Below are 23,209 nucleotides of genomic sequence, written 5' to 3'. Positions count from 1 at the left end.
TATCAGCCCGTTACTGTCCGGGCCGGATGACGGTGCAGGGCAGGCCCTGGTCCTTCAGCGTGGCGCAGGCCTGTGTCGCGGCAGCCTGCGAAAGCCCGGCCAGGCGGGCGCGATAGATCATGCCCGCAGGCCGCCTGACCGGAATGACCAGGCTGCGCGCGCCCTGAAGGGCCGCGAAATCACCCTGCCGCGCCATGGAGTTGGCAAAACGGGCCTGCCCCTCCGCCGAAAACGCACCCACCTGCACCATCCACGCCCCATATCCGGCACCAGCACTGGGCGCGGCGGCGGCAGCCGTGCGGGCATCGGTGTGGCAGGCGGCACTCGTGGGGTCATAGGCAAGGTTGGCATCATGCATGCAGGCGGTGCGGTGCTGCACGGGGGCGGGCGGGTTAAGCGTTGCGTACTGCACATAGGTATGGTCGGGCTGGATGGTGGTGCCATTGCCCAGCGGCACCGGCGTGGACGTAACCCGCTGGCTGGAGGCGCCATAAACCGCCAGCGGCCCGCTCAGCGCCACTTCATTGCCAAGGTTGGGGGTGATGATGCGCAGGTAGCGAACCGTCTGGCTGGGTAGCGGGCGGCCATTTTCAAGGTAATCGTTCAGCCGCTCCGTGCCCGCGTTGTAGGCGGCAAGGAAGCCCGGCGCGCCATACAGTCCGTACAGGATGCGGATATAGGCCGTGCCGGCCAGGATGTTGTTGTGCGGGTCATACGGGTCGGAGCCGAGGTGGTTGCGGCGCTGCATGTCGGCATAGGTGGGGGGCATGAGCTGCATCAGCCCGATTGCCCCGCTGGCCGAGCGCGTGAGGTGGCCATCGATATATTCATGCCCGCCCGATTCTTTCTGGATCACGGCGCGAATCCATTCCTGCGGCACGGCAAAGCGGGCCGAGGCATCGGCAATATAGGGCTGCCACGGGTCGGTTGCGGGCCCGGGCGGCCGGTAGGCGGCCTTGCCCTTGTAGTAACTGTTGTAGCTGGCATGGCTGTGGCTGCCGCCCCCGCCCGATGACGTGGCGCAGGCGGCAAGCCCGAGGCCTGCAATGGCTACGAGAAACAGGCGCGTCATGTCCCGCAGGGAGGGAGGTGCAGGGAGCATGTTCAGATCAGGCACAGTTCCGCCAGTTCGTTGCGTAGGGCTTCGGGCAGGATGTCGCCCGCATGGCTGTTTGCCAGAAGGTCGGGTGGCGCGTCTGCGGGCTTGAGGTAACGCCAGCCCTGAAAGGCACGCATGGCACGCGGGCTGACGGGAATGATCTCGGGCGCCATGACCACTCGTGCGCAGGCCACGCCATCCTCGCGCGTGTCGGGTTCGATGGCGGTAATGCGCTGGCGGCACAGGATGCGCCCGGCAATTACGCGGTAGATCGACCCGCCATCCAGTATTTCCGCCGCCCGGCGTGGATACATGCGCGTGCGGAACCATGGCTGCCCCGAGGGGCTGGTGCCATCAAGGTCATCGACCGGCGGGGTCTGGAGCGACTGGCGGGCGGCGAGATCCTCAAGGGAATGGACGCCCACCGCCAGCTTGACCATGTGCAGCATGCCCGCCCCTTACCGCGCCGGGGTCGCGGAATCAGCCTGCGCCTCGTGCGCGAAGGTCTCGCGGAAGCGCTTTTCATCAATGCTGCGCACGATATGCATCACCCGCATGGGGCTGCCTTTGGGGGCAAGGGCCTCGGGCACCACAAAGGCATGGCCGTAATGCGGGCCACGACTGGTGTCGATATCCATGCGGGCATCGACGGCGGAGGTGACCAGCGTGGGGTCGGCGGCGATGGCGGTGGTTATTTCATCCCACATGGGCAGCGGGTCGTAATAGCTGCCGATATAGGTGGTGAGCGGCGTCTTTCTGCTGGTGATCTGGCCGAGATATTCGCGTGAGAGCATGAGGTCGTTCGACACGCTGCCCACCACCGTAATCGCCTTCCACGGCGCGGTCAGCGTGATGTGGGCGGCCTCGGGGTCGAAGATCATGTTGAAGTCAGAGGCGAAATCCGCGTTGCCGGTAATCGACATCATGCTGGTATCAAGCATGCCGCCCATGAAGATGAGCTGTTTCGCCGTCTCGGCAAAGGTGGGGTCCTGGCGGATGGCAAGCGCGAGGTTGGTCAGCGGGCCTGCCGCCACGATCGTGACTTCATGCGGGTGGGCATGCACCTGCTCGATCAGGAACTGCACGGCGTCCTGTTTTGCGGGCGGCGTGTGCGGTGCGCCTTCCTTCATGGTTCCGATGGCGGGCTGCACATCGGGGGCGGTATCGATGGACCCAATGCCGCCCCACGCACCCTTCCACGGAATGGCGCCGTACTGCTGCTCATGCAGGCGCATTTCGGCACGCGTGTTGACCAGCGGGTAAACCGCGCCATCGGCCACCGGCACGTCGGTCTTGCCAATGATTTCAAGCAGGCGGCGCAGATGGGCGGATTCCGCGTTTTCCCACCCGTCGCCACTCACCACCGTAAAGCCCAGCACGCGCACATGGGGGTTGAACAGCAGCGGAATGGTGGAAAGCTGGTCCGACCCGCCCGGGCCGAGGAAGTCGTTATCCTCGATGACCAGTTCCGGGCCACCCGTGGCGGGGGCCGCCATGGCGGGCACGGCCATGAAGGCAAGGGCCGCGGCGGTGGCGGCGAGGCGGGTGGACCGTGAAAGGATGGATGACAACACGCAGTAATCTCCCTGCCCTGAATGCATGGCCCTATCGTATGGCCTAATGCCTCAAAGCACCAGCGCGGCCAGCAGGCTTTCCAGCCGCAGGCGGCCTGCATCGGTGGCGTGCAGGCGCTGGCCTGCGGGGTCGAGCACCACGTAGCCCTCATCGGTCGCCATGTTCAGGATATCGGCATCAAGCGCGTCAACCACAGCCATGCCGGTGCGCCGGGCAAAGCGGGCGGTGTCGATGCCCTCGCGCAGGCGCAGGCCCATCAGCAGCATTTCACGCGCGCGGTCGCGGTTATCGAGCCGCTCGTCAGGGTGGGCGCCGGTGCCGGTGCGCTCCACGCGCTCGGCCCATGGCTCGGGCGCGCGGTGGCGGCGGGTGGCGCAGGTCACGCCATTGCGGGTCAGCCGCCCATGGGCGCCGGGGCCGATTCCCAGATAGTCGCCATAGCGCCAGTAGGTCAGGTTATGGCGGCTCTCGGCGCCAGGGCGGGCGTAGTTCGAGATCTCGTAGCCCTGCAGGCCGTGGCGGGCCGCGACCTCGGCGGTCAGTTCATACAGCCTTGCCGCGTCATCGCCTTCAGGCAGGCGGAAGCGGCCCTGGCGGTACAGCCCCTCGAATTTCGTGCCCGGCTCGATGGTGAGCTGATAGAGCGAGAGGTGATCGGACACCAACGCCAGGGCGGCTTCAAGCTCGCTGCGCCATGCGGCTTCGGTCTGGTCCGGCCGGGCGTAGATCAGGTCGAACGAGATGCGGTCGAACAATTTGCGCGCGGTCTCGAGGGCTGTAATGGCCTGCGGCGCGTCATGCTCGCGGCCCAGAAAGCGCAGGGCCGCGGGCTCAAGGCTCTGGATACCCATTGAAATACGGTTGACCCCGGCCTCGCGGAAGGCGCGCAGCAGGCCGGTCTCCACGCTTGTCGGGTTGGCTTCGAGCGTGATTTCCACAGTGTCGGTAAAGCCGAACGCGGCGCGGGCATCGGCAATCAGCCCTGCCACCGTCTCGGGCGCCATGAGCGATGGCGTGCCGCCGCCAAAAAAGATGGAACTGATGGTCGGACGCTCGTCAGGCGTGTCGCCCATCAGGGCTGCTTCATGCGCGAGTTCGCGCCTGAGCGCGCGACCAAAGCGGGCGCGGGGAATTTCATCGCGCACATGGCTGTTGAAATCGCAGTACGGACATTTGGACAGGCAGAACGGCCAGTGCACATACAGCGCCAGTGGCTCGCTCATGTCGGATGCGGGTTTGTGTGAAAAACCTGCCAAGGCAACTCCTTGCAAACCATCAGAAGTTTTTGGTGAAGCTTTTTCCCAAAAAGCTTCAAAAAGAATGCCGCCTTTTTTGAAAAAAGGCGGCACCTGAAAACGTTTATCCTGTTCAGGACCGTCAGATCCCCAGTCGCACGCCCAGTTCCACCACGCGGTCGGGCGGAATGCGGAAGAACTCGGTGGCCGGCGTCGCATTGCGCGCCATGAACAGGAACAGCGACATGCGCCAGCGCGAGAGCTTGGGCACCGACGAGCGCACCAGCAGCTCGCGGCTGGTGAAGTAGGAGGCCTGCAGCGCATCAAAGTCCAGCCCGCTCGCCTTCAGGTCTTCCAGCGCGCGGGGCAGGTTGGGCATTTCCATGAAGCCGTAGCGCAGGATGATGCGGTAGATGTCGGGGGCAAGTTCCTGCAACGCCACGCGGTGGCCATGATCGGCCTCGGGCTGGTCGAGCGTCTGCACGGTCACGAACAGCACGTGGTCGTGCAGCACCTTGTTGTGCTTGAGGTTGTGCAGCAGGCAGGCGGGCACGAAATCGGGGTTGCCGGTCATGTAAACGGCGGTGCCCGGCACGCGGATGATGCGTGACTGCGGCAGGCGGGCCAGGAACGAGTTCATCGGCATGCTGTCCTGCTTCTGCCGGTTCATGATGAGCTGGCGGCCCTTTTTCCAGGTCGTCATCATCAGCGTCAGCACCACGCCCAGCAGCACCGGCACCCAGCCGCCCTGCGGGATCTTGAGCGCGTTCGACGCAAAGAACGTCGTATCAAGCAGGAAGAAACCGCCGAATGTGGCAATCGCCGCAGGCCGCGACCAGTGATACAGCCTGCGGAACACCACCATGGCCAGCACGCAGGTGCACATGAACGTGCCCGTCACCGCAATGCCGTAGGCCGAGGCCAGCGCATCGGAACTGCGGAAGGCCAGCACCAGCAGCAGCGCGCCCACCATGAGGAAGCGGTTGAACTCGGGCAGGTAGATCTGGCCCTCTTCCTCCGCATTGGTGTGGGTCACGCGCAGGCGCGGCAGGTAGCCAAGCTGGATGATCTGGCGGCACAGCGAGAACCCGCCCGAGATGCCCGCCTGGCTGGCAATGACCGTGGCCATGGTTGACAGGATGATCATCGGCACCTGCATCCAGTGCGGGCCGAGCAGGAAGAACGGGTTTTCCAGCGCCTTGGGCTCGGAGATGATGAGCGCGCCCTGGCCCAGGTAGTTCAGCGCCAGGCACGGCAGCACGCAGAACAGCCACGCATAGCGGATGGGCTGGCGGCCGAAATGCCCCATGTCGGCATAAAGCGCTTCCGCACCCGTAACCGACAGCACCACCGAGCCAAGGGCGATGAACGACAGCCACCCGTGATAGATGATGAACTGCACCGCATAGGTGGGCGATATGGCCAGCAGCACCTTGGGGTGGTGCAGGATTTCAAGCCCACCCAATATGCCCAGCAGGCTGAACCATACCAGCATGATGGGGCCGAATATGGTGCCTACCTTGCCCGTGCCGTAGCACTGCACCGAGAACAGCCCCACCAGCACCATGAGTGCGATGGGAATGACGAGGTCATGGGCGGCGGGGAAACTGACCTCAAGGCCTTCCACCGCCGAGAGCACGGAAATGGCGGGCGTGATCATGCCATCGCCAAAGAACAGGCACGCGCCGCCGATTCCCACCATGCCGAGGGCTATGCGCATGCGGTTGCTCGGTGCCACGCGCTGGGCGAGCGACATGAGCGAGATGATCCCGCCCTCGCCATTATGGTCGGCGCGCATGATCAGGATGACGTATTTAACCGTCACGATCAGCAGCAGCGACCAGATGATGAGGCTGAGAACGCCCAGTATTTCCCACGGCTCGATCCTGTGGTGCTGCGATACGACCATGATGGTCGAGCGCAGGGCGTAGATCGGGCTTGTGCCGATATCGCCAAACACCACGCCGAGCACGCTGAGCAGGGCGGCGAAGCCGACCGGGTTTGCGGCATGCTCGTGCTGGTCGGCGCCGTATTCGGTAATCTTGGGCGCGGCACTGGCCTGCTGTGCGGCAGGCGCGGGGTGTGCGCCGCCATCCGGCGTCGTTGAGGATCCGGGGGCAACAGGCCCCGTGGGTTGCGTCATGTCGTGACGGCTCCGCGGCAATGAAGACTGAAAACCGGCATCACATCGCAACCGGATAGTTCCGCATTACCGCCTCGCCCCATGTGCAGCAAGGCCCCTGTGTGCTCGGGTGCCATTCCGCCCCGTTCAGGTGTGGGCGGGACGGGCCCCGAAAATGGCGCTGCCCACCCGCACCAGCGTGGCCCCGCAGGCAATTGCCGCCTCGAAATCGGCCGACATGCCCATCGAGACCACGGGCAGTCCGTGGCGTGCCGCCATGCCTGCGAGCGTGCGGAAATGCGGTGTGGGGTCGGCATCATGCGGCGGAATGCACATCAGCCCGCGCACGGCAGGGCCGAAGCGGGTCATGCTGTCGGTAATGAAGGCATCGGCCTCTTCCAGCCTCACGCCCGATTTCTGGCTTTCATCGCCGGTGTTCACCTGCACCAGCAGTTGCGGCAGCCGGCCTGCCTTATCCGCTGCCCGTTCCAGCGCATCCGACAGGGCAGGGCGGTCGAGGCTTTCGATCATGTCCGCGATTTTTACTGCCTCAAGCGCCTTGTTGGTCTGCAACCCGCCGATGATGTGCAGCTTCAGGTCGGGGAAACGCTCGCGCAGCGGGGGGAATTTGGCTGCCGCCTCCTGCACGCGGTTCTCGCCAAACAGGCGCTGGCCCGCCTCGAGCGCTGCGATGACGCTGGACTGCGGATGGAATTTCGACACCGCCACCAGCCCTACGCTGGAGGGGTCGCGCCCTGCTTCGCGCGCACTCGCTGCAATGCGGGTGCGGATACCGCTCAGGGCCTGTGCTATGGATGCGGATGTTGACATGGCCCTAGGCTTGGCATGAATAGCGGCCCGGTCAAGCCCCAAGGCGCCGTCGCGTTGTGAAGTGCCGCATTTGCAGGTCAGGATTACATGAAGTCTCCCCCGTCCCCGTCGTCCCGCCCCGATGCCCGCCGTAATCGCGCGGGCCGCCCCGACCGGCGCGGCGGCAAGGTTGCCCCTGACCCCACGCGCGACATTGCCTTCGATATCGTTGAAGGGGTGATCGTGCACCGCCGCATGCTCGATACATCGCTCGAGCATTCCGCCGCCGCCCGCACCGCCGAGCCGCGCGACCGCGCCGCCGCCCACCGGCTGGCCGCCACCGTGCTGCGCCATATGGGCACCGCGAACGAGGTGCTTTCCCCCTTCCTCAAGCGCGAGCCGCCCGAGCCGGTGCGCGTGGTGCTGCTCATTGGCGTGGCACAGCTCCTGTTCCTCGACACGCCCGCCCATGCCGCCGTGGCCACCTCGGTGGCGCTGGCGCGCAGGCGGGGGCTGGTGCCGTTTGCAGGGCTGGTCAATGCGGTGCTGCGCCGGGTGGCCGGTGGCGGCGTTGAGGCGCTGGAAGGGCTGGACCAGCCCCGGCTCGATGTGCCGGCGTGGCTGTGGCAGTCTTGGGGCAGGCTGGCCCGCCCCATCGCCAGCGCGCTGGGCCACGAGCCGCCGCTGGACCTGACCGTGAAGCCCGGCTGTGACGCCCCCCCCGGTGGCGAGGTGATGCCAAATGGCAGCGTGCGTTTCGCGGCAGGCACGGTCAAGGTGGCCGAACTGCCCGGCTTTGCCGAAGGCGCGTTCTGGGTGCAGGACATGGCGGCAACGCTGCCCGCGCGCCTGCTCAACGTGACGGCAGGCGAGCGCGTGGCCGACCTGTGCGCGGCACCTGGCGGCAAGACCGCGCAACTGGCCTGCGCGGGGGCGGAGGTGTTCGCCATCGAGCGCGAAGGCAGGCGGCTCGAGCGCCTGCGCGCCAATCTCGCCCGGCTGGGGCTGGCGGCGGTGAAGGTGATCCACGCCGATGCCGCCACCTGGAAGCCCGAGGCCCCGCTCGATGCCATCCTGCTCGATGCCCCGTGCTCGGCCACCGGCACCATCCGCCGCCACCCCGATGCCATGTGGATCAAGCGCCCGCGTGACATCGCCACCATGACCGAAGGGCAGGACCGCCTGCTCGCCGCAGCCCGCGACATGCTGCGCCCCGGTGGCCGCCTGGTCTATGCCGTGTGCTCCCTCCAGCCCGAGGAAGGCGAGCAGCGCGCCCGCGCGGCGCAGGCCATGGGGCTGGTCCCCGATCCGTTCACGCCCGAGGAACTGGCCTTTTTGCCGCAGGCCCGCACGCCCGAGGGCTGGCTGCGCACCCATCCGGGCATGCTGGCTGACCGGGGCGGCATGGATGGCTTCTTTGCCGCGCGCTTCCGCCGGGGGTGAGAGGGGCTGCCGCCCCCTTCGGGCAGATGGACACATTACCGGGGGAGGTGTGATGAAAGGTTGGCGTCGGGCAGGGATTTCTGTTAAAAAACAGGCATGGCTGCTCTGAACACCCCCCTTATCGCGCCGAGCCTGCTGGCTGCGGATTTCTCACGCGCGGCGGAGGAAGTCGCCGCGGTTGAAACCGCTGGCGCCGACTGGCTGCATCTGGATGTGATGGATGGGCATTTCGTGCCCAACCTCTCCATGGGTCCGCAACTGATCAAGGCCCTGCGCCCCAAATCGAGGCTCGCGTTTGACGTGCATCTCATGATCGCGCCGGTCGATCCCTATATCGAGGCGTTTGCCAAGGCAGGGGCCGACCACATCCACCTGCATGTCGAGGCCGGGCCGCACACGCACCGCTCGCTGCAGCATGTGCGCGACCACGGGGTCAAGCCGGGTGTTGCCATCTGCCCCGCCACCCCGCCCGAGGCGGTGGGCGAAGTGCTCGACCTGGTGGACATGATTCTTGTCATGACCGTCAACCCCGGTTTTGGCGGGCAGAAATTCCTGACCAGCCAGCTCCGCAAGATCGAAACCCTGCGCCGCATGGCCTATGCCACCGGGCGCGACATCCGCATTGGCGTGGATGGCGGCATCACCGCTGAAACCGCCCCGCTGGCGGTTGCCGCGGGCGCTGACGTGCTGGTCGCGGGTACGTCCGTCTACGGGCAGCCCGATTACGGCGCCGCCATCGCGGCCCTGCGCAGCGGGGCGCATAGCCCGGCGTGAGGCAGGGCTTGCCGATCCATCGCGGTGGCGGGTGCCTATGGCACTGAGCCGCTTCGCGCGCGTCATGCGGGTCTCCCTTGCGCGCTTTCCCCTTTTCGGGGATGGCAGGTACCTGCCTGCCGCCCCCGTTCACAATGTGCGTGACCTGTGGCCGGGCAATACCACCGCAGGCGCCAGGCTTGCGCGTGGCAGCCTGACATGGGCGGGCTATACCCACCCCGTGGGGCCGGGGCAGTGGGATGACCCTGCATTCGAGCCCGCCTTCCGTGAGGGGCTGCTCAGTTTCCGCTGGCTGCGCGACCTGCGCGCCGTGGGCACCGATGCCGCGCGGCTCAAGGCGCGCGCGCTGGTGGATGACTGGCTGCACCATCCCTCCCAGAGCCCGATGGCGCTCGAATGCGGGGTGATCGGCGCGCGGGTCGCGGCGTGGCTGGGGCATTACGATTTCTTTGCCGCCTCCGCCAGTGATGCGTTCCGCCAGCGCCTCATGGCCCGCATTCTGGTGGAAGGGCGCATGATCGCAGCCCTCATGCCGCCCGAACAGCCGGGCTGGCAGGGGCTGGCGGCACTCAAGGGGCTGCTGGCCGTGGCCGTGGCCATGCCGGAATATACCGGCTTCCTGACCCGCTACCGCCGCTATATCGACAACGTGGTGGAAAGCCAGATCCTGCCCGATGGCTGGCACATCGAGCGCAGCCCGGAGGTGCAGCTGCGCGCCCTGCGCGAACTGGCCGAGATGCGGGCCATGATGCAGGCGGTGCAGCACGCGCTGCCGCATTCGGTGGCCCTGGCGCTGGACAAGATGAGCCCGGTGCTGCGCGCCATGCGCCATGGCGATGGGGGGCTGGCGCTGTTCAATGGAAGCCATGAGCGCAGCGCCGCGCTGATTGACATGGTGCTGTCGCAGGCCACGCGCACGCGGGTCGTGGCCAGTGTCATGCCCGATGGCGGGTTCGTGCGCATGCAGGCCGTGCGCTCGCTGCTTCTGGTCGATGCGGGCATTCCCGCCCCGGCCCCGTTTGACCACAATGCGCATGCGGGCACGCTGTCATTCGAGTTCTCATGCGCGCGCCAGCGTCTTATCGTCAATTGCGGTGGTGGCGTGCTGCCCGCATGGAAGGATGCCCTGCGGCAGACGGCGGCGCACGCGGTCGTGACGGTGGAGGGGATGTCATCCTCCGAATTTGGTGAGGATGGCGCCGTCCTCCGCCGCCCCGCCCATGTGGGGGTGGAGCATGCCGTGGCCGAAGGGGCGCACTGGCTCAACCTGTCGCATGATGGCTACCATGCCTCCGCCGGGGCGACGTATTACCGCAGGCTTTACCTTTCGGCCGATGGCGAGGTCCTGCGCGGCGAGGAAACGCTGGAGGGCGAGCGCGAACTGGCCTTCGCGCTGCGGCTGCACCTGCACCCGTCGGTTACGGCAGTGGATGCGCTTGATGGCTCCATCCTGCTGACTGCGGGCGAGCAGCACTGGCGCTTCCAGGCGGAAGGGGGCGTGGTCTCCATCGAGGAGAGCGTCTATTCCGGCGGGCAGGTGCCGTGTCGCACGCTTCAGCTTGTGGTGCAGGTGGAACCGGCGGCAAGGATGGCGGAAGGCGGGCAGGAGGCTGGCGTGGCGCCCGCGGCCCCGCCGCCACAGGGCAGCACGCCGCTGGGCGATGTGCCGCCGGGCAAGGTGCGGCAGGTGGTGCGCTGGGGGCTGAAACGTGAGAAACTGCTGCTGCTGACATGAAGATTCTTGAAATCACGAATGTTGATTTCTCGATGCGGCAGTTCCTCTTTCCCCTCATGCAGGCGCTGCATGGCGAAGGGCATGACGTAGCCGGCGTCTGCGCCGATGGGCCATTGCTGGCGCAGGTGCGTGCCGATGGGCTGCGGGTGGTGTGCGTGCCCATGTCGCGCACGCTCTCGCCGTTGGCGCAGTGGCGGGCGTGGCGGGCGCTGGTGCGCGTCATCCGGGCGGAAAAGCCTGACATGGTGCATGCCCACATGCCCATAAGCGGCCTGCTGGCGCGGTTTGCCGCCCGGTGGTGTGGCGTGCCGCGCATTGCTTATACCTGCCATGGCTTTCTGTTCAACCAGCCCGGCTCACGGTTGCGGCGCATCGTGGCGCTGGTGCTGGAATGGCTGGCCGGACGCGTGACCGACATCTACCTCACCGTATCGGAGGAAGAAGCACGCGATGCCCGCAGGCTGGGCATTCACCGCCACGCCACCGCCATTGGCAACGGGCGCGACCCGGCCACCTTCCACCCCGACCCGCAGGCCCGCGCCCGCCTGCGCGCGGCGCTGGGCGTGAAGGAAGGGCAGGTGGTCATCCTGGCCGTATCAAGGCTGGTGCGCGCCAAGGGCTACCCGGAGCTGCTGGCGGCGATGGAGCGCGTGCCCGGTAACGCGGTGCTGTGGATCGTGGGGGAACGCCTGCCGAGCGACCGGGGCGAGGACCTTGCGGCCTGTTTTGCCACGGCCCGTGCACGGCTGGGGGCAAGGCTGGTCTTTCTGGGCTACCGCGAGGACGTGGCGGCCCTGATGGCGGCGGCGGATATCTTTACCCTGCCCAGCCATTTCGAGGGGCTGCCGATGAGCGTGATCGAGGCGATGCTGTGCGGCCTGCCGGTTGTCGCCACCACCATTCGCGGCCCGCGTGAACAGGTCGTGGCGGGGGAGACCGGGCTGCTGGTCCCCCCCGGCAATGCCGCCGCGCTGGCCAGTGCCCTTGGGCGGCTGGTGCATGATGCCGCCCTGCGTGAACGCATGGGCGCAGCCGGGCGGACCCGCGCCCTTGCGCGGTACACACAGGCGGCTGTCATGGCCCGGGTCACGGCATTGCTTACGGGCAGGCCTGACTGATCAAAAGTTTTTGGTGAAGCTTTTTTCAAAAAGCTTCAAGGAACGCCGCCTTTTTGAAAAAAGGCGGCACCCAAAAACTTTCATTTTTCAGTATTTTATTGGGGCGCTGCGGGCTGCTGGCCTTCGCCCTCGCTGCCGCCCATGGCCTGGATCAGCGCCTGCGTCTGGGCCTGATGCGACTGGAGCAGCTTGACGTTATCAGGGTTCAGCTGCGGCATGTTCTTGCTGTCCTGCGCCGGGTGCTGCATCACGGCGCTGGTCAGGCCAAAAGTGGTGATGCCCATCACGAACTCACGCGCGCTCATGTGATTATGCTCCAGAATGGGCTTGAGCGCCTCCATGTCGCCCGTGCGCTTGATGGTCTCTTCAAGTGACATGTTGGGCGTCTCGGGCGGGGAGATGCGCGACTGGCGGATCTGCTCGATCACCGGCATCATGCGGCTGAAGAAATCCTTGGGCAGCCTGTATTCCGCCACCGTTTTCATGTCACGAGCAATGGCGGCCTGCTGGGCGGGGGTGGGCTGGGCCTGTGCGGTGGTGCTCTGCTGCATCGGCTGCTGGGCCAGGGCCGGGTGCGCGGCCATGAGGCCGGTGGCCAGCGCAAGCGTGCAGGCGCTGGCGGCAAGGGTGCGGCGCAGGAAGGAAGCGGTCATGGCTGGTTGCTCCATTCGCCCTGTCTCATCAGGGGTTCGCGTGTGCCATCGTGGTTGATGGCGTCGACATCGATCTTGCTGGACCCGATCATCCAGTCAATATGGATGAAGCTGGTATTGGCCCCCTGTTCGGCCAGATGGGCCTCGGTCAGGCTGTCGGTATCAAGCATGCACTTGGCGTAGGACTGGCCAAGGGCGATGTGGCTGGCCGCGTTCTCGTCAAACAGGGTGTTGCGGAACAGGATGCCGCTTGCCGAGATGGGGGAGGAGGCGGGCACGAGTGCCACTTCACCCAGGCGGCGTGCGCCCTCATCGGTGTCAAGAATGCGGTTGAGCACGTCCAGCCCGCTGCTGGCATGGGCCTCGACAATGCGCCCCTCTTCAAAGCGCACGGCAATATCATCGATCAGCGTGCCCTGGTGGAACAGCGGCTTGGTGGCCCGCACCGTGCCGCTGACCTTGCGGGCATGCGGCGTGGTGAATACTTCCTCGGTGGGGATGTTGGGGTTGCACACGATGCCGTTGCCTGCCGGTTCCGCGCCGCCCGCCCAGGCATGGCCATCGGCCAGGCCCACGGTCAGGTCGGTATCGGGGCCGGTAAAGTGCAGGGCGGCGAAGCGCTTTTCATTCAGCCAGGCGGCGCGTTTGCGCAGGTGGGCATTATGGGCTTTCCATTCCGCCACCGGGTCATCCACCATCACGCGTGAGGCCTGGAAGATGGCATCCCACAGGCGGCTGACGGCTTCTTCCTCCGGCACGCCGGGAAAGACCTGTGCCGCCCAGGCCGGGGTGGCGAAGGCCACGATGTTCCAGTTGATGGCGAATCGCGTGATCAGTTCCATGGCAGGCCGCCCCGCCTTGGAGGCCGCGCGGCCTATGCGCGAGACGCGCTCGGCATCCTCATTGGCCAGAAGCACCGGGTTGCCACCGGTAATGGCCATGCGCGCCGCCCCCTTGCGGTAGGCGCTGGCCATGCCTTCGTGCAGCCAGTCGGCGGCGGTGTCGAGCGTATCATCCGCCGCATGGTGAAAGCGCGCCAGCGTGGTCACGTCATCGGAATAGAACGGCGTGACCAGGGATGCGCCTGCCCGGTAGGCGTGCTCGGCAATGCGGCGCACCAGCGGCACGGCGTCGAGCGGGGCGGTGATGAGAAGCTGCTGCCCGTGGGCGATATTCACGCCCACGCGAACGGCGACTTCGGCCAGGCGGTCCAGAAGATGTTCATGCCGGGGGGAGAGAGCCATGCGTAATCATATCCTGTAAAAGGCAGGCGGCGTGCCGCAGGCCTGCGGAAAGTGCCCCGCAGGATAGACGACACACGCCCGGCGCGTAAAATGATAACCGCAAACCAGCGCGGAGCATGCACTCAATGAAACAGGCGTTAACGGGTTCCCGCGCATTATGCACCGTATCGGCAGCCCTTGATGCCCCGCAGCGCGTGGTGTGCGATGGCCGCGCCGTGGTGGTGTGGATGGTGGAGGACGACCGCCCTGCCGTGATCGATGACCGCTGCCCGCATGGCAATGCCCGCCTGTCTGACGGATACGTGCTGTATGGCCGCATCGTCTGCCCGCTGCATATGTGGACCTTTGGCGCCGATGGCCGCGCGCAGGCCCCCGGTGGCCGCATGGAGGCGGCGGGGCCGATGCCGCGATCCTATGAAAGCTGGATCAGCGGGGATGAAGTCTGGGCGCGGGTTGATGGATAAAAGCCTGCAGATGCCGTGCAAAGTTTTTCGGTGCTGCCTTTTTTCAAAAAGCCCGCGTTCTTCGAAGCTTTTAAAAAAAAAGCTTCACCAAAAACTTCCTTATGATTTCTGGCTGCTATCGCGCCTGATCCATGCCTGTATCACGGCCAGCAGGTAGGCCTGCTGGTCAGCATCAAGCATTTCGCCTTCGGGCATGGCATGCCATTTGGCAACGCAGCCCCGGCAGCAGGTGCCGGTGGCATGCTGGGCAATGAAGACCGGGTGCCCGCGCCATGGGGTCTGCCTGCCATCGCGCGCGGGCTGGGCGGGGGCGAGACGGGTGGCAATGAAGTCGGCTGCGTGGCGCATGACTTCCGGCAGGCCCCGGCTGGCCAGATAATCCCGCTCCTTCGCCCCAAGGTGAAAGCGGGCGCGGAATTGGGAGTAGGCCAGCCGCGCCCATAACTCTGGTGCGACGGGCGGCAGGGCGGACAGGTCGGCCAGTGGCGCAGGTGCAGGCGCAGGCGGCGGTGCGGCGGGCGCAAACAGGTCAGCCTGCTGCGCCGGGGCTGCCTTGCGTGCGGGCCTGCGCGCCATGGCTCAGGCCGGCTGCACCAGAATATGGCGCTTGCGCCCCGATGAAAGCTTGATCGCGCCATCAATCAGGTCGGCATTGGTCATGACCTGCGCCTCGTCCTGCACCACCACGTCATTCACGCGCGCGCCCCCGCCACGGATCAGGCGGCGGGCTTCGCCATTGCTGGCGGCAAAACCGGCTTCAACAAACAGGCGGAAGGCCGGTACGCCTTCGGCCAGCAATGCGGCGGGCACGGTGGTGGTGGGCAGGGCGGCAGCCGTCACGGCGCCTTCCTCAAAGGTGCGGCGGGCGGCCTCGGCGGCTTCCTCGGCGGCTGCGCGACCGTGGCACAGCGCCGTGGCCTCGGTGGCCAGCACCTTTTTCGCCTCATTGATCCCGGCGCCCTCAAGGGCTGCCAGGCGGTCGCATTCCTCAATGGGCAGTTCGGTAAACAGCTTGAGGAAGCGGCCCACATCCGCGTCCTCCACATTGCGCCAGAACTGCCAGTAATCGAATACCGGCAGCCGCTCGGCCGAGAGCCACACCGCGCCCTGCGCCGTCTTGCCCATCTTGGCGCCGGAACTTGTGGTGAGCAGCGGCGTTGTGAGGCCGAAAACCTGCGCCCCGTTCATGCGGCGCACCAGGTCGATGCCCGATACGATGTTGCCCCACTGGTCCGATCCCCCCATCTGGAGCGTTACGCCATGACGGAGGTTGAGTTCGCGGAAGTCATAGGACTGGAGAATGGAGTAATTGAACTCCAGGAAGGTCAGCCCCTGCTCACGCTCCAGCCGCGAGCGCACCGAGTCGAACGACAGCATGCGGTTGATGGAAAAATGAATGCCCACGTCGCGCAGAAGGTCGATGTAGGAGAGCTTGTCCAGCCAGTCGGCATTATTGGTCAGGAGTGGTTCGGCGGGGCCGGTGCCCAGTGGCAGGAACTGCCGCAGGCACGCCTCCACCCCGCGCAGGTTGGTGGCGATGGTTTCCGCCGTCATGAGTTTGCGGGCTTCCTCGCGGAAGGAGGGGTCGCCGATTTTCGCGGTGCCGCCGCCCACCAGGGCCACCGGGCGGTGGCCGTGGCGGTGCATCAGGCGCAGCATCATGATCTGGATCAGGCTGCCTACGTGCAGGCTGTCCGCCGTGGGGTCGAACCCGATATAGCCCCCCACCGGTCCGGCCTGCATGGCGGCGTCGAGTGCCTCCATGTCGGTGCACTGGAATATGAAGCCGCGTGCTTCGGCTTCCCGGAGGAATTCACTCTTGGGCATGATCTGTTCCGCGCTGTAAGGTCCGTCGCTGGCCGGGCCGCCCCGGCGCGGACCAGCCTCTAGCATGTTAGCTGGCGTTGGTGAAACCACCCGGAACAGGCAGGGGCGGCAATCAGTCCGCCGCGAGTGCCAGCATCTTGCGGTTCATGACCGTGCTCACATGGTCTTCCAGCGCATCGGCCACCTGCTCGGCCTGGTTGGCAAACACGTGGTCGGCCCCCTTGAAGATGCGGTAATCCACGCTCACGCCCTTCTGGGTGTTCAGCTTGTCGACAAGCTTGCGCACGGCGGGCTCGGGCACGAGTTCATCGTTCTCGCCCGCGATCATCAGCCCCCCGCACGGACACGGGGCGAGGAAGCCGAAATCATAGTAGTTGGCAGGCGGCGCCACGCTGATCCAGCCGGTAATCTCGGGGCGGCGCATGAGCAGCTGCATCCCCACGAAAGCCCCGAAGGAATAGCCCGCGATCCACAGCCCGCTGGCGTTGGGGTTGACCATCTGCATCCAGTCAAGGGCGGCGGCGGCATCCGAAATCTCGCCAATGCCGCCATCATAGCGCCCCTGCGAGCGCCCGACCCCGCGCGAATTGTAGCGCATGACCGAGAAGCCCATCTTCTCGAACGCGCGGTACATGGCGTAGGTGATGCGGTTGTTCATGGTACCGCCATGCAGCGGGTGGGGATGGAGCACCAGGGCAAGCGGCGCGTTGGGCGCGCTCGAGTGGTGGTATCGACCTTCCAGGCGGCCATCAGGGCCGGCAAACATGACCTCAGGCATAGGTATCCCGCATTTGCATCTCCCCGTGCATTCCAGGCATTGCAACGGGAACGGTTTCTGTTACAGCCTGCCCGACCGGCGATGCCCCGTCAGGTCGGCAGGCAGAGAAAAAAGTGCGGCCTTCGGGCTGCCACGCGCCGGATGCAGGCAGGTGGCCTGTATTCATCCGGGTGGTTACAGCACGAAAAGCAGAAGTGACCCGGCCCGGCGCGCCAGACCGAAATATACCAACCCACCTGAATAATGGGCATTATGCCTACCGGGTAACAGTGCATCTTCGGCAGGCGTGCCCTGCGCGGGGGGCAGATATGGCGGTATATGGCCATGACCCGGCCCGGGGGCAACATTGCATTGAACCAGCGCGCCGGGTGTCTCGTGTCGGTTTGCTCTCCTTGCCATGGCCCGGATGGCGGGCAGGCGACATTGAGGCAGCGGTATGGGGCAAAGGGGTGTCCATCACCCATAACACGTTGCAATAAATATTATGTTGCGCTGCCTTATAGCGGTGTGGATTCACAAAACGCCAGATAAATCGTAATTCCCGTCGCAAAAGGACTTGGCGCAACCCATATGGCTGGACAGCATGAGCACCCTGAACGACCGTTTTACATACCTTGATGCCAACGCCGCTGAGCCCATCCGGCCCGAGGCGCTTGAGGCCATGACGCAGGCGGCAGCGGTTGCGGGCAACTCGGCCTCCGTGCACCGGGCGGGGCGTGCGGCCCGCGCCGTGCTCGAGACCGCGCGTGAGGACATCGCGGCCCTGTTCGGGGCTGCGGCGGAGAACTGCGTGTTCACCTCCGGCGGCACGGAAGCCAATGTGCTGGCCATTGCCGGGCAGGCGTGCGGCAGGCGCGTGCTCGTGGGTGCAAGTGAACATGATGCCGTGCGTGCGGCGGCCAGCTCCGCCCCCATTCCCGTGCGTGCCGATGGCGTGCTGGACCTGGCCGCCCTTGAGCGCATGCTGGCGGCCGAGGGGCCGCCCGCGCTGGTCTGCGCCATGCTGGCCAATAACGAGACCGGCGTCATCAATCCCGTGCGCAGGATTGCTGACCTGTGCCACGCCCATGGCGCGCTGCTGCATGTGGATGCAGTGCAGGCGGCCGGGCGGATCGCTTTTGGGCTGGAAGAACTCGGCGCGGACAGCGTGGCCATCTCGGGCCATAAATTTGGCGGGCCGAAAGGCGCGGGCGCGCTTTTGCTGGCGGGCTCGCGGTTCCATGCCATCGCGCCGCTTCTGGCCGGTGGCGGGCAGGAGCAGGGGCGGCGTGGCGGCACGCCAGCCCTCCCGGCCATCGCCGGCATGGCGGCGGCGGCAAGGGTTGCGGTTGCGGCAATGGTGGCGCAGGCCGGGCGGCTTGGCGCATGGCGTGACCGGATCGAGGCGGCGGCCGTGGCGGCAGGGGCCAGCGCGTGCGGGGCAGGGGCCGCGCGCCTGGCTAATACCACCAGCCTCGTGCTGCCCGGCCGGCGGGCGCAGACCCAGCTGATCGCGCTCGACATGGCGGGGTATGGCGTTTCAGCCGGTGCGGCATGTTCATCGGGCAAGGTGGCGCGGTCGCATGTGCTCGAGGCGATGGGGCTGGGCGAGGGGGCGGGCTGCGCCATCCGCGTCTCGCTGCCATGGTCGGTGAGCGAGGCGGACGTGCAGGGCTTCATCAATGCCTATGCGGCCATGGCGGCCCGCCTGCCCGCACAGGCGGGAGCGGTTGCATGAGCGGAGCTGCCATGAACCGTCGGGCGCATGGCGGGGCGGAAATGAGGCCCCACCGGCACGGAGGGCGGGCATGACCGATCCTGACCTGATCTATCTCGACTATCAGGCCACCACGCCGTGCGATCCCCGCGTGGTGGACGAAATGATGCCGTGGTTTGCCCATAGCTTCGCCAACCCCCACAGCCTCGACCACGCGGCAGGCCGCGCCGCGCATGATGCGGTGGAGCAGGCGCGGGGCGAAGTCGCCACCCTGCTCGGCGCTGATGCGCGTGAGATCGTGTTCACCTCGGGTGCGACCGAGGCCAACAACCTTGCCATCAAGGGGGCCGTGCGCCACCTCATCGCGCGCGGGGATCCGCGCAGGCGGGTCATCACGGTGGCGACCGAACACAAATGCGTGCTGGAGTCGGTGCGTGACCTGGCGCGTGAGGGCTGCGAGCCGGTGATCCTGCCCGTGCGGCCCGATGGCACGCTCGACCCTGACGTGCTGGCCGGGGCCCTTGAGGTGCCTACCCTGCTCACCTCCATCATGGCCGCCAATAACGAGACCGGCGTGCTGCACGACCTTGCAGCCCTCGCCCCCATCGTGCGCCGGGCAGGCAGCCTGCTGCACAGCGATCTTGCGCAGGCGGCGGGCAAGGTGGATGTTGATGTCAGGGCGTGGGATCTCGATCTGGCCTCCGTCTCGGCGCACAAGCTGTATGGGCCGAAGGGGGTGGGCGCGCTGTTCGTGCGCCGCAGGCCGCGCGTGCGCCTTGCCCCGCTGTTTTCGGGCGGGGGGCAGGAGCGCGGCCTGCGCTCGGGCACGCTGCCAGCGCCGCTGATCATCGGGTTCGGCGCGGCATGCCGCATTGCCCGCCTTGAAGGGGCCGCCGAGCGTGCCCGTATCGCTTCCCTGCGCGACCGCATGCTGGCCGCCCTTGCGGCGGGCTGCCCCGGCCTGCGCGTGCATGGCGGCATGCAGGCAAGGCTTGCGGCCAACCTGAACATAGGCTTCGAGGGGGTGCGGGCACTCGACCTGCTGGCAGCCGCACCCGAGCTGTGCCTGTCCACCGGGTCGGCGTGTTCCTCGGCCGAGGTGGTGCCGTCCTATGTGCTCAGCGCAATGGGGCTTGAGGCGGCGCAGGCGGCGGAAGGCTTGCGTCTGGCGGTCGGACGCTATACCTCACCCGCCGAAGTGGATCGCGCGGCGGCGATCCTGTGCCGCGCAGTGGCACATTGCCGCGCGCAAGGCAGCGCTGCGCCAGGCTAACCGGGCGCAACGCACAGGCAGGATGGAAAAGATGGCGCATATAGTATTCATCGAGCGTGATGGCACCCGCCGCGAAGTCGCGGCCCCGCTGGGCCTGTCGGTCCTGGAAATCGCGCACAAGAACGGTGTTGACCTTGAAGGCGCATGCGAAGGCTCGCTGGCCTGCGCCACCTGCCATGTGGTGGTCGACCCAGAATGGGCGCCCAAGCTGACGCCGCCGACCGAGGACGAGGAAGACATGCTCGACCTTGCCTTCGGGCTGGAAAAGACCTCGCGCCTGGGCTGCCAGATCGTGATGACCGAAGCGCTCGACGGCCTTGTGGTGCGCCTGCCCAGCACGTCCTGACCGGACGTGCCATGCCGCCTGCGTGATTTGTGCGCGGGCGGGCAGGATGATGTTTGACGCGCGATGCCCGGAGGCTGATAGTTCTCCGGGCATTGCCTGTTTCAAGGGAAGTGGAACCGAGCCCATGCGTATTCTTGTGGCCATGTCTGGCGGGGTGGACAGTTCCGTCGTTGCCGCGCGCCTCGTGGCCGAAGGGCACGAGGTCATTGGCGCGACCCTCCAGCTCTACGATTCCCGCGAGAGCAAGAAAAAAGGCGCGTGCTGCGCCGGGCGCGACATACACGACGCCCGCCGCGTGGCCGACAGGCTCGGCATCCCCCATTACGTGATCGACGCCGAACGCCGCTTTCAGGACAGCGTGATCGACACGTTCGCCAATGCCTATGCCGCGGGCGAGACGCCGGTGCCGTGCGTTGCGTGCAACCAGGGCGTGAAATTCACCGATCTTCTGGGCATGGCGCGTGACCTTGGGGTCGATGCCATGGCCACCGGGCATTACGTGCGCCGCGTGGAAGGCCCGGATGGGGTGGAGATGCACCGCCCCGTTGATGAGGGGCGCGACCAGTCATGGTTCCTGTTCGCCACCACGCGCGACCAGCTTGAATTCCTGCGCTTTCCGCTGGGCGACATGCCCGACAAGGCCGCCGTCCGCGCCGAGGCCGAGCGCTTTGGCCTCGCCGTGGCCGCCAAGCCCGACAGTCAGGACCTGTGCTTCGTGACCGATGGCTCCTACGCGGCCCTGGTGGAAAAGCTGCGCCCCGACATAACCGGCGCGGGCGAGATCGTGGACCAGTCCGGCCAGGTGGTGGGCGCGCATGAAGGCGTGAGCCGCTACACCGTGGGCCAGAGCAAGCGGCTGGGCAATGCCGCCATGCTGGCGGGCGAGCGCCAGATGGTGGTGGGCATCGAGCCTGCCAGCCGCCGCGTGGTGATCGGCCCGCGCGCCCGGGCGGTAGCCCGCACGCTGGTGCTGCGCGACATGAACTGGCTGGTGACCCCGCCGGGGCCCGAGGGCCTGCGCTGCGCGGTGCAGATCCGCGCGCGCGAGGTGGCGCGCGCCGCCACCGTGTGGGCGCTGCCTGATGGGGCGGCCCGCGTGGTGCTGGATGAGGGGGCGGTGCCCGCGCCGGGGCAGGCCTGCGTGATGTATGATGGCAGCCGGGTGCTTGGTGGCGGGTTCATCCGCCGGGTCGAGGCCGGAGGCGAAGGAAAGGCGGCATGATGAGCGACAGTATTCTGGTCATTGGCACGCGGCGGTATTCATCATGGTCGCTGCGCGGCTGGCTTGCGGTGCGCCTGGCCGGGCTTGACGTGCGCGAGCAGGTGATCCCGCTGGCCGATACGGGCGAGACGCCCGCCATCCGCACCATCTCGCCAAATGGCAAGGTGCCTTACCTTGAACATGATGGCGCTGCCGTGTGGGAGAGCCTCGCGATCTGTGAATACTGCGCCGAGCAGGCCCCCGGCCTGTGGCCTGCCGATGCCCGTGCGCGCGCCTATGCCCGCAGCATCGCCGCCGAGATGCATGCGGGCTTTCGCGCCGTGCGCGCCGCCATGCCCATGAATACCGGGCGCGAGAACCGCCCGCTTGCCGCGGGCACCACGGCGGATATCGATGCCGACATCGCGCGGATTGATGCGATCTGGACCGAGGCGCGGCTTGATTTTGGCAAGGATGGCGATTTCCTGTTCGGGGAAAAATTCGGCATGGCGGATGCCATGTTCGCGCCCATCGTCTCGCGCTTCCTGTCCTACGGGGTCAGCCCCTCGCCGGAATCACGGGCCTACATGACCGCCGTGCGCGCGCATCCGCTCATGGAGGAATGGTACCAGCTTGCCGCCCAGGAGCCAAAGCAGTGGCAGCAGGCACGCTTTGAGGATATCGGCTGAGCCCCGTGGAAAACCTGCCCTGGCGGGTGGCGGTGGTGCTGCCCGCGCGTGAAGGCTTCAGTGCGGGGGCCGTGGGGGCCATCGGCCTGCAGGTGGCTGCCCTTGCCGGCCCGAATGATGTCATCATCGGCGCGCCGGTGGCAGGCCCCACGCTGCTGCCCGACCATGAATACCGGACAGTGCGCCCCGGCCTGTGGCCACCGGGCAGCCGCAGCCACCGTTATGCCGCTGCCGTGCTGCGGATCGTGCATGACATCGGCCCTGCGGTGGTCGAGGTGCATAACCGCCCCGATACCGCGCTGCATATCGCGCGCAGCCGCCCCGGCCAGCACGTGCTGCTGGTGCTGCATAACGACCCCCAGGGCATGCGTGGGGCCGAAACACCCGCCCGCCGCGCTGCCCTGCTGCGATGGATGAACGTGGCCTGCGTATCCGGCTGGGTGCGCCAGCGCTTCATGGAGGGGGTGCCCGCCACGGACGGACAGTGGGTTGGCGTCTCGCCCAACGGCGTGGCCATTCCCGCCAGCGTGCTGCCCATGGATGCGCGCGCGCCACAGGTGCTGTTTGCCGGGCGCATGGTCGAGACCAAGGGGGCTGACCTGTTCGTTGCGGCCTGCGCCGGGCTTGCCCCTGCTTATCCCGGCTGGCGTTTTGACATGATCGGGGCCGACCGGTTTCGCGCCGATGCGCCCGTTACCCCTTTCATGGCGGAACTGCTGCCCCGCGCGCAGGCGGCAGGCATCGGGATTGAGGGCTACCGGCCCCATGCGGATGTGCTGGCCGCCATGGCGCGGGCGGCCATCGTGGTGGTGCCCAGCCGCTGGCCCGAGCCCTTTGGCCTTGCAGCGCTGGAGGCCATGGCGGCGGGTGCCGCCCTCGTGGCCGCCCCTACTGGCGGCCTGCCGGAGGTGGTGGGCGATGGCGGCCTGCTCTGCCCGCCCCAGCCCACGCCGGAACTGGCGCAGGCCATCGCCCGGCTGATGGACGGGCCGGACCTGCGCGCTGGCCTTGCTGCGCGGGGGCGTGCGCAGGCGCTGCGCTTTGGGGTGGAGCATGCGCGTGCCTGCCGCGCCCACCTGCGGGCCGAAGCCCTGCGCCGCCGCGCCTGAGGCCGCGTTTTGCGTTTT

Annotated in this window: 23 protein-coding genes; 12 read left to right on the top strand and 11 right to left on the bottom strand. The window is 66.9% G+C overall.

All coding sequences use genetic code 11. The annotated features are described in order from the left end of the window. Positions 1-10: 10 nt before the first annotated feature. The 4 genes from DV027_RS09480 to hemW are packed head-to-tail and all read right to left on the bottom strand — an operon-like array spanning position 11 to position 3,897. Positions 11-1,072 (bottom strand): lytic transglycosylase domain-containing protein, encoded by a 1,062-nt coding sequence (locus tag DV027_RS09480; protein WP_130731595.1) that lies wholly within the window; start codon positions 1,070-1,072, stop codon positions 11-13. A 32-nt stretch (positions 1,073-1,104) separates the two neighbouring features. Further along, complete coding sequence (locus DV027_RS09475) at positions 1,105-1,548, bottom strand: DUF1489 family protein (protein WP_130731566.1); 444 nt, start codon at positions 1,546-1,548, stop codon at positions 1,105-1,107. Positions 1,549-1,557: 9 nt separating this feature from the next. Then, positions 1,558-2,700 carry a nucleoside hydrolase gene (locus DV027_RS09470; RefSeq protein WP_130731565.1) on the bottom strand — a complete coding sequence of 381 codons (1,143 nt, stop codon included), beginning with the start codon at positions 2,698-2,700 and terminating at the stop codon, positions 1,558-1,560. 24 nt (positions 2,701-2,724) lie between these two features. Further along, positions 2,725-3,897, bottom strand: a complete 1,173-nt coding sequence (gene hemW / locus DV027_RS09465; RefSeq protein ID WP_130731564.1) for a radical SAM family heme chaperone HemW — start codon at positions 3,895-3,897, stop codon at positions 2,725-2,727. On the opposite strand from hemW, the gene DV027_RS18065 reads away from it, so the two are divergent. Beyond that, positions 3,896-4,027: a hypothetical protein gene (locus tag DV027_RS18065; protein ID WP_275100997.1), complete on the top strand. Its 132-nt coding sequence runs from the start codon at positions 3,896-3,898 to the stop codon at positions 4,025-4,027. The genes hemW and DV027_RS18065 overlap by 2 nt on opposite strands. A 24-nt stretch (positions 4,028-4,051) precedes the next feature. Here DV027_RS18065 and DV027_RS09460 read toward each other — a convergent pair whose 3' ends face one another. Together DV027_RS09460 and DV027_RS09455 are read right to left on the bottom strand one after the other, a co-directional pair. Then, positions 4,052-6,052, bottom strand: coding sequence for a potassium transporter Kup (locus DV027_RS09460; protein WP_130731563.1), 2,001 nt, complete (start codon positions 6,050-6,052; stop codon positions 4,052-4,054). A gap of 126 nt (positions 6,053-6,178) precedes the next feature. Then, positions 6,179-6,862 (bottom strand): YggS family pyridoxal phosphate-dependent enzyme, encoded by a 684-nt coding sequence (locus tag DV027_RS09455; RefSeq protein WP_130731562.1) that lies wholly within the window; start codon positions 6,860-6,862, stop codon positions 6,179-6,181. 87 nt (positions 6,863-6,949) lie between these two features. Here DV027_RS09455 and DV027_RS09450 point away from each other — a divergent pair, with 87 nt between their 5' ends. The 4 genes from DV027_RS09450 (at position 6,950) to DV027_RS09435 (ending at position 11,911) form a co-directional block, all read left to right on the top strand. Next, entirely contained in the window at positions 6,950-8,284 is a 1,335-nt protein-coding gene (locus DV027_RS09450; RefSeq protein ID WP_130731561.1) for an RsmB/NOP family class I SAM-dependent RNA methyltransferase, read from the top strand. A gap of 96 nt (positions 8,285-8,380) precedes the next feature. Then, the gene (gene rpe, locus DV027_RS09445) at positions 8,381-9,058 is read left to right on the top strand and encodes a ribulose-phosphate 3-epimerase (protein WP_130731560.1); all 678 of its coding nucleotides are present in this window, start codon (positions 8,381-8,383) and stop codon (positions 9,056-9,058) included. 37 nt (positions 9,059-9,095) lie between these two features. Beyond that, on the top strand, positions 9,096-10,793 hold the full coding sequence (locus DV027_RS09440; RefSeq protein WP_130731559.1) for a heparinase II/III family protein: 1,698 nt from the start codon (positions 9,096-9,098) through the stop codon (positions 10,791-10,793). After that, entirely contained in the window at positions 10,790-11,911 is a 1,122-nt protein-coding gene (locus tag DV027_RS09435) for a glycosyltransferase family 4 protein (RefSeq protein WP_130731558.1), read from the top strand. Before DV027_RS09440 ends, DV027_RS09435 begins: the two co-directional genes overlap by 4 nt. A 95-nt stretch (positions 11,912-12,006) precedes the next feature. On the opposite strand, the gene DV027_RS09425 is transcribed toward DV027_RS09435, so the two are convergent. Both DV027_RS09425 and DV027_RS09420 read right to left on the bottom strand, forming a co-directional pair. Further along, positions 12,007-12,564 (bottom strand): hypothetical protein, encoded by a 558-nt coding sequence (locus DV027_RS09425; protein ID WP_130731557.1) that lies wholly within the window; start codon positions 12,562-12,564, stop codon positions 12,007-12,009. Beyond that, positions 12,561-13,808: an aminopeptidase gene (locus DV027_RS09420; RefSeq protein ID WP_130731556.1), complete on the bottom strand. Its 1,248-nt coding sequence runs from the start codon at positions 13,806-13,808 to the stop codon at positions 12,561-12,563. The genes DV027_RS09425 and DV027_RS09420 overlap by 4 nt, the downstream gene beginning before the upstream one ends. Positions 13,809-13,933: 125 nt before the next feature. Here DV027_RS09420 and DV027_RS09415 point away from each other — a divergent pair, with 125 nt between their 5' ends. Beyond that, positions 13,934-14,272, top strand: coding sequence for a Rieske (2Fe-2S) protein (locus tag DV027_RS09415; RefSeq protein WP_130731555.1), 339 nt, complete (start codon positions 13,934-13,936; stop codon positions 14,270-14,272). A gap of 99 nt (positions 14,273-14,371) precedes the next feature. Here the strand turns inward: DV027_RS09415 and DV027_RS09410 are convergent, their stop codons facing one another. The 3 genes from DV027_RS09410 to DV027_RS09400 form a co-directional block, all read right to left on the bottom strand. Then, the gene (locus DV027_RS09410; RefSeq protein WP_130731554.1) at positions 14,372-14,848 is read right to left on the bottom strand and encodes a DUF4186 domain-containing protein; all 477 of its coding nucleotides are present in this window, start codon (positions 14,846-14,848) and stop codon (positions 14,372-14,374) included. Positions 14,849-14,851: 3 nt separating this feature from the next. Then, a complete protein-coding gene (gene tyrS / locus DV027_RS09405) occupies positions 14,852-16,099 on the bottom strand; it encodes a tyrosine--tRNA ligase (protein ID WP_165399155.1) in 1,248 nt (415 codons plus the stop codon). A 112-nt stretch (positions 16,100-16,211) separates the two neighbouring features. Then, positions 16,212-16,877, bottom strand: a complete 666-nt coding sequence (locus DV027_RS09400) for an alpha/beta hydrolase (protein ID WP_130731552.1) — start codon at positions 16,875-16,877, stop codon at positions 16,212-16,214. Between the two features lie 583 nt (positions 16,878-17,460). Between DV027_RS09400 and DV027_RS09395 the strand changes: the two genes are divergently transcribed. The 6 genes from DV027_RS09395 (at position 17,461) to DV027_RS09370 (ending at position 23,191) form a co-directional block, all read left to right on the top strand. Beyond that, complete coding sequence (locus DV027_RS09395; RefSeq protein WP_130731551.1) at positions 17,461-18,594, top strand: cysteine desulfurase family protein; 1,134 nt, start codon at positions 17,461-17,463, stop codon at positions 18,592-18,594. 70 nt (positions 18,595-18,664) lie between these two features. Continuing rightward, complete coding sequence (locus DV027_RS09390) at positions 18,665-19,846, top strand: cysteine desulfurase family protein (RefSeq protein WP_130731550.1); 1,182 nt, start codon at positions 18,665-18,667, stop codon at positions 19,844-19,846. Positions 19,847-19,877: 31 nt separating this feature from the next. Next, on the top strand, positions 19,878-20,192 hold the full coding sequence (locus DV027_RS09385; RefSeq protein ID WP_061273819.1) for a ferredoxin family 2Fe-2S iron-sulfur cluster binding protein: 315 nt from the start codon (positions 19,878-19,880) through the stop codon (positions 20,190-20,192). A 124-nt stretch (positions 20,193-20,316) separates the two neighbouring features. Next, on the top strand, positions 20,317-21,414 hold the full coding sequence (mnmA, locus tag DV027_RS09380) for a tRNA 2-thiouridine(34) synthase MnmA (RefSeq protein ID WP_130731549.1): 1,098 nt from the start codon (positions 20,317-20,319) through the stop codon (positions 21,412-21,414). Beyond that, a complete protein-coding gene (locus DV027_RS09375; RefSeq protein ID WP_130731594.1) occupies positions 21,414-22,082 on the top strand; it encodes a glutathione S-transferase family protein in 669 nt (222 codons plus the stop codon). The genes mnmA and DV027_RS09375 overlap by 1 nt, the downstream gene beginning before the upstream one ends. A 14-nt stretch (positions 22,083-22,096) precedes the next feature. Then, positions 22,097-23,191, top strand: coding sequence for a glycosyltransferase family 4 protein (locus DV027_RS09370; RefSeq protein WP_130731593.1), 1,095 nt, complete (start codon positions 22,097-22,099; stop codon positions 23,189-23,191). The last annotated feature ends 18 nt before the right edge of the window (positions 23,192-23,209 follow it).

The sequence above is a fragment of the Komagataeibacter xylinus genome (genome assembly GCF_004302915.1).
GTDB lineage: Bacteria > Pseudomonadota > Alphaproteobacteria > Acetobacterales > Acetobacteraceae > Komagataeibacter > Komagataeibacter xylinus_C.
This window is presented reverse-complemented; position numbering and strand designations above follow the sequence as displayed.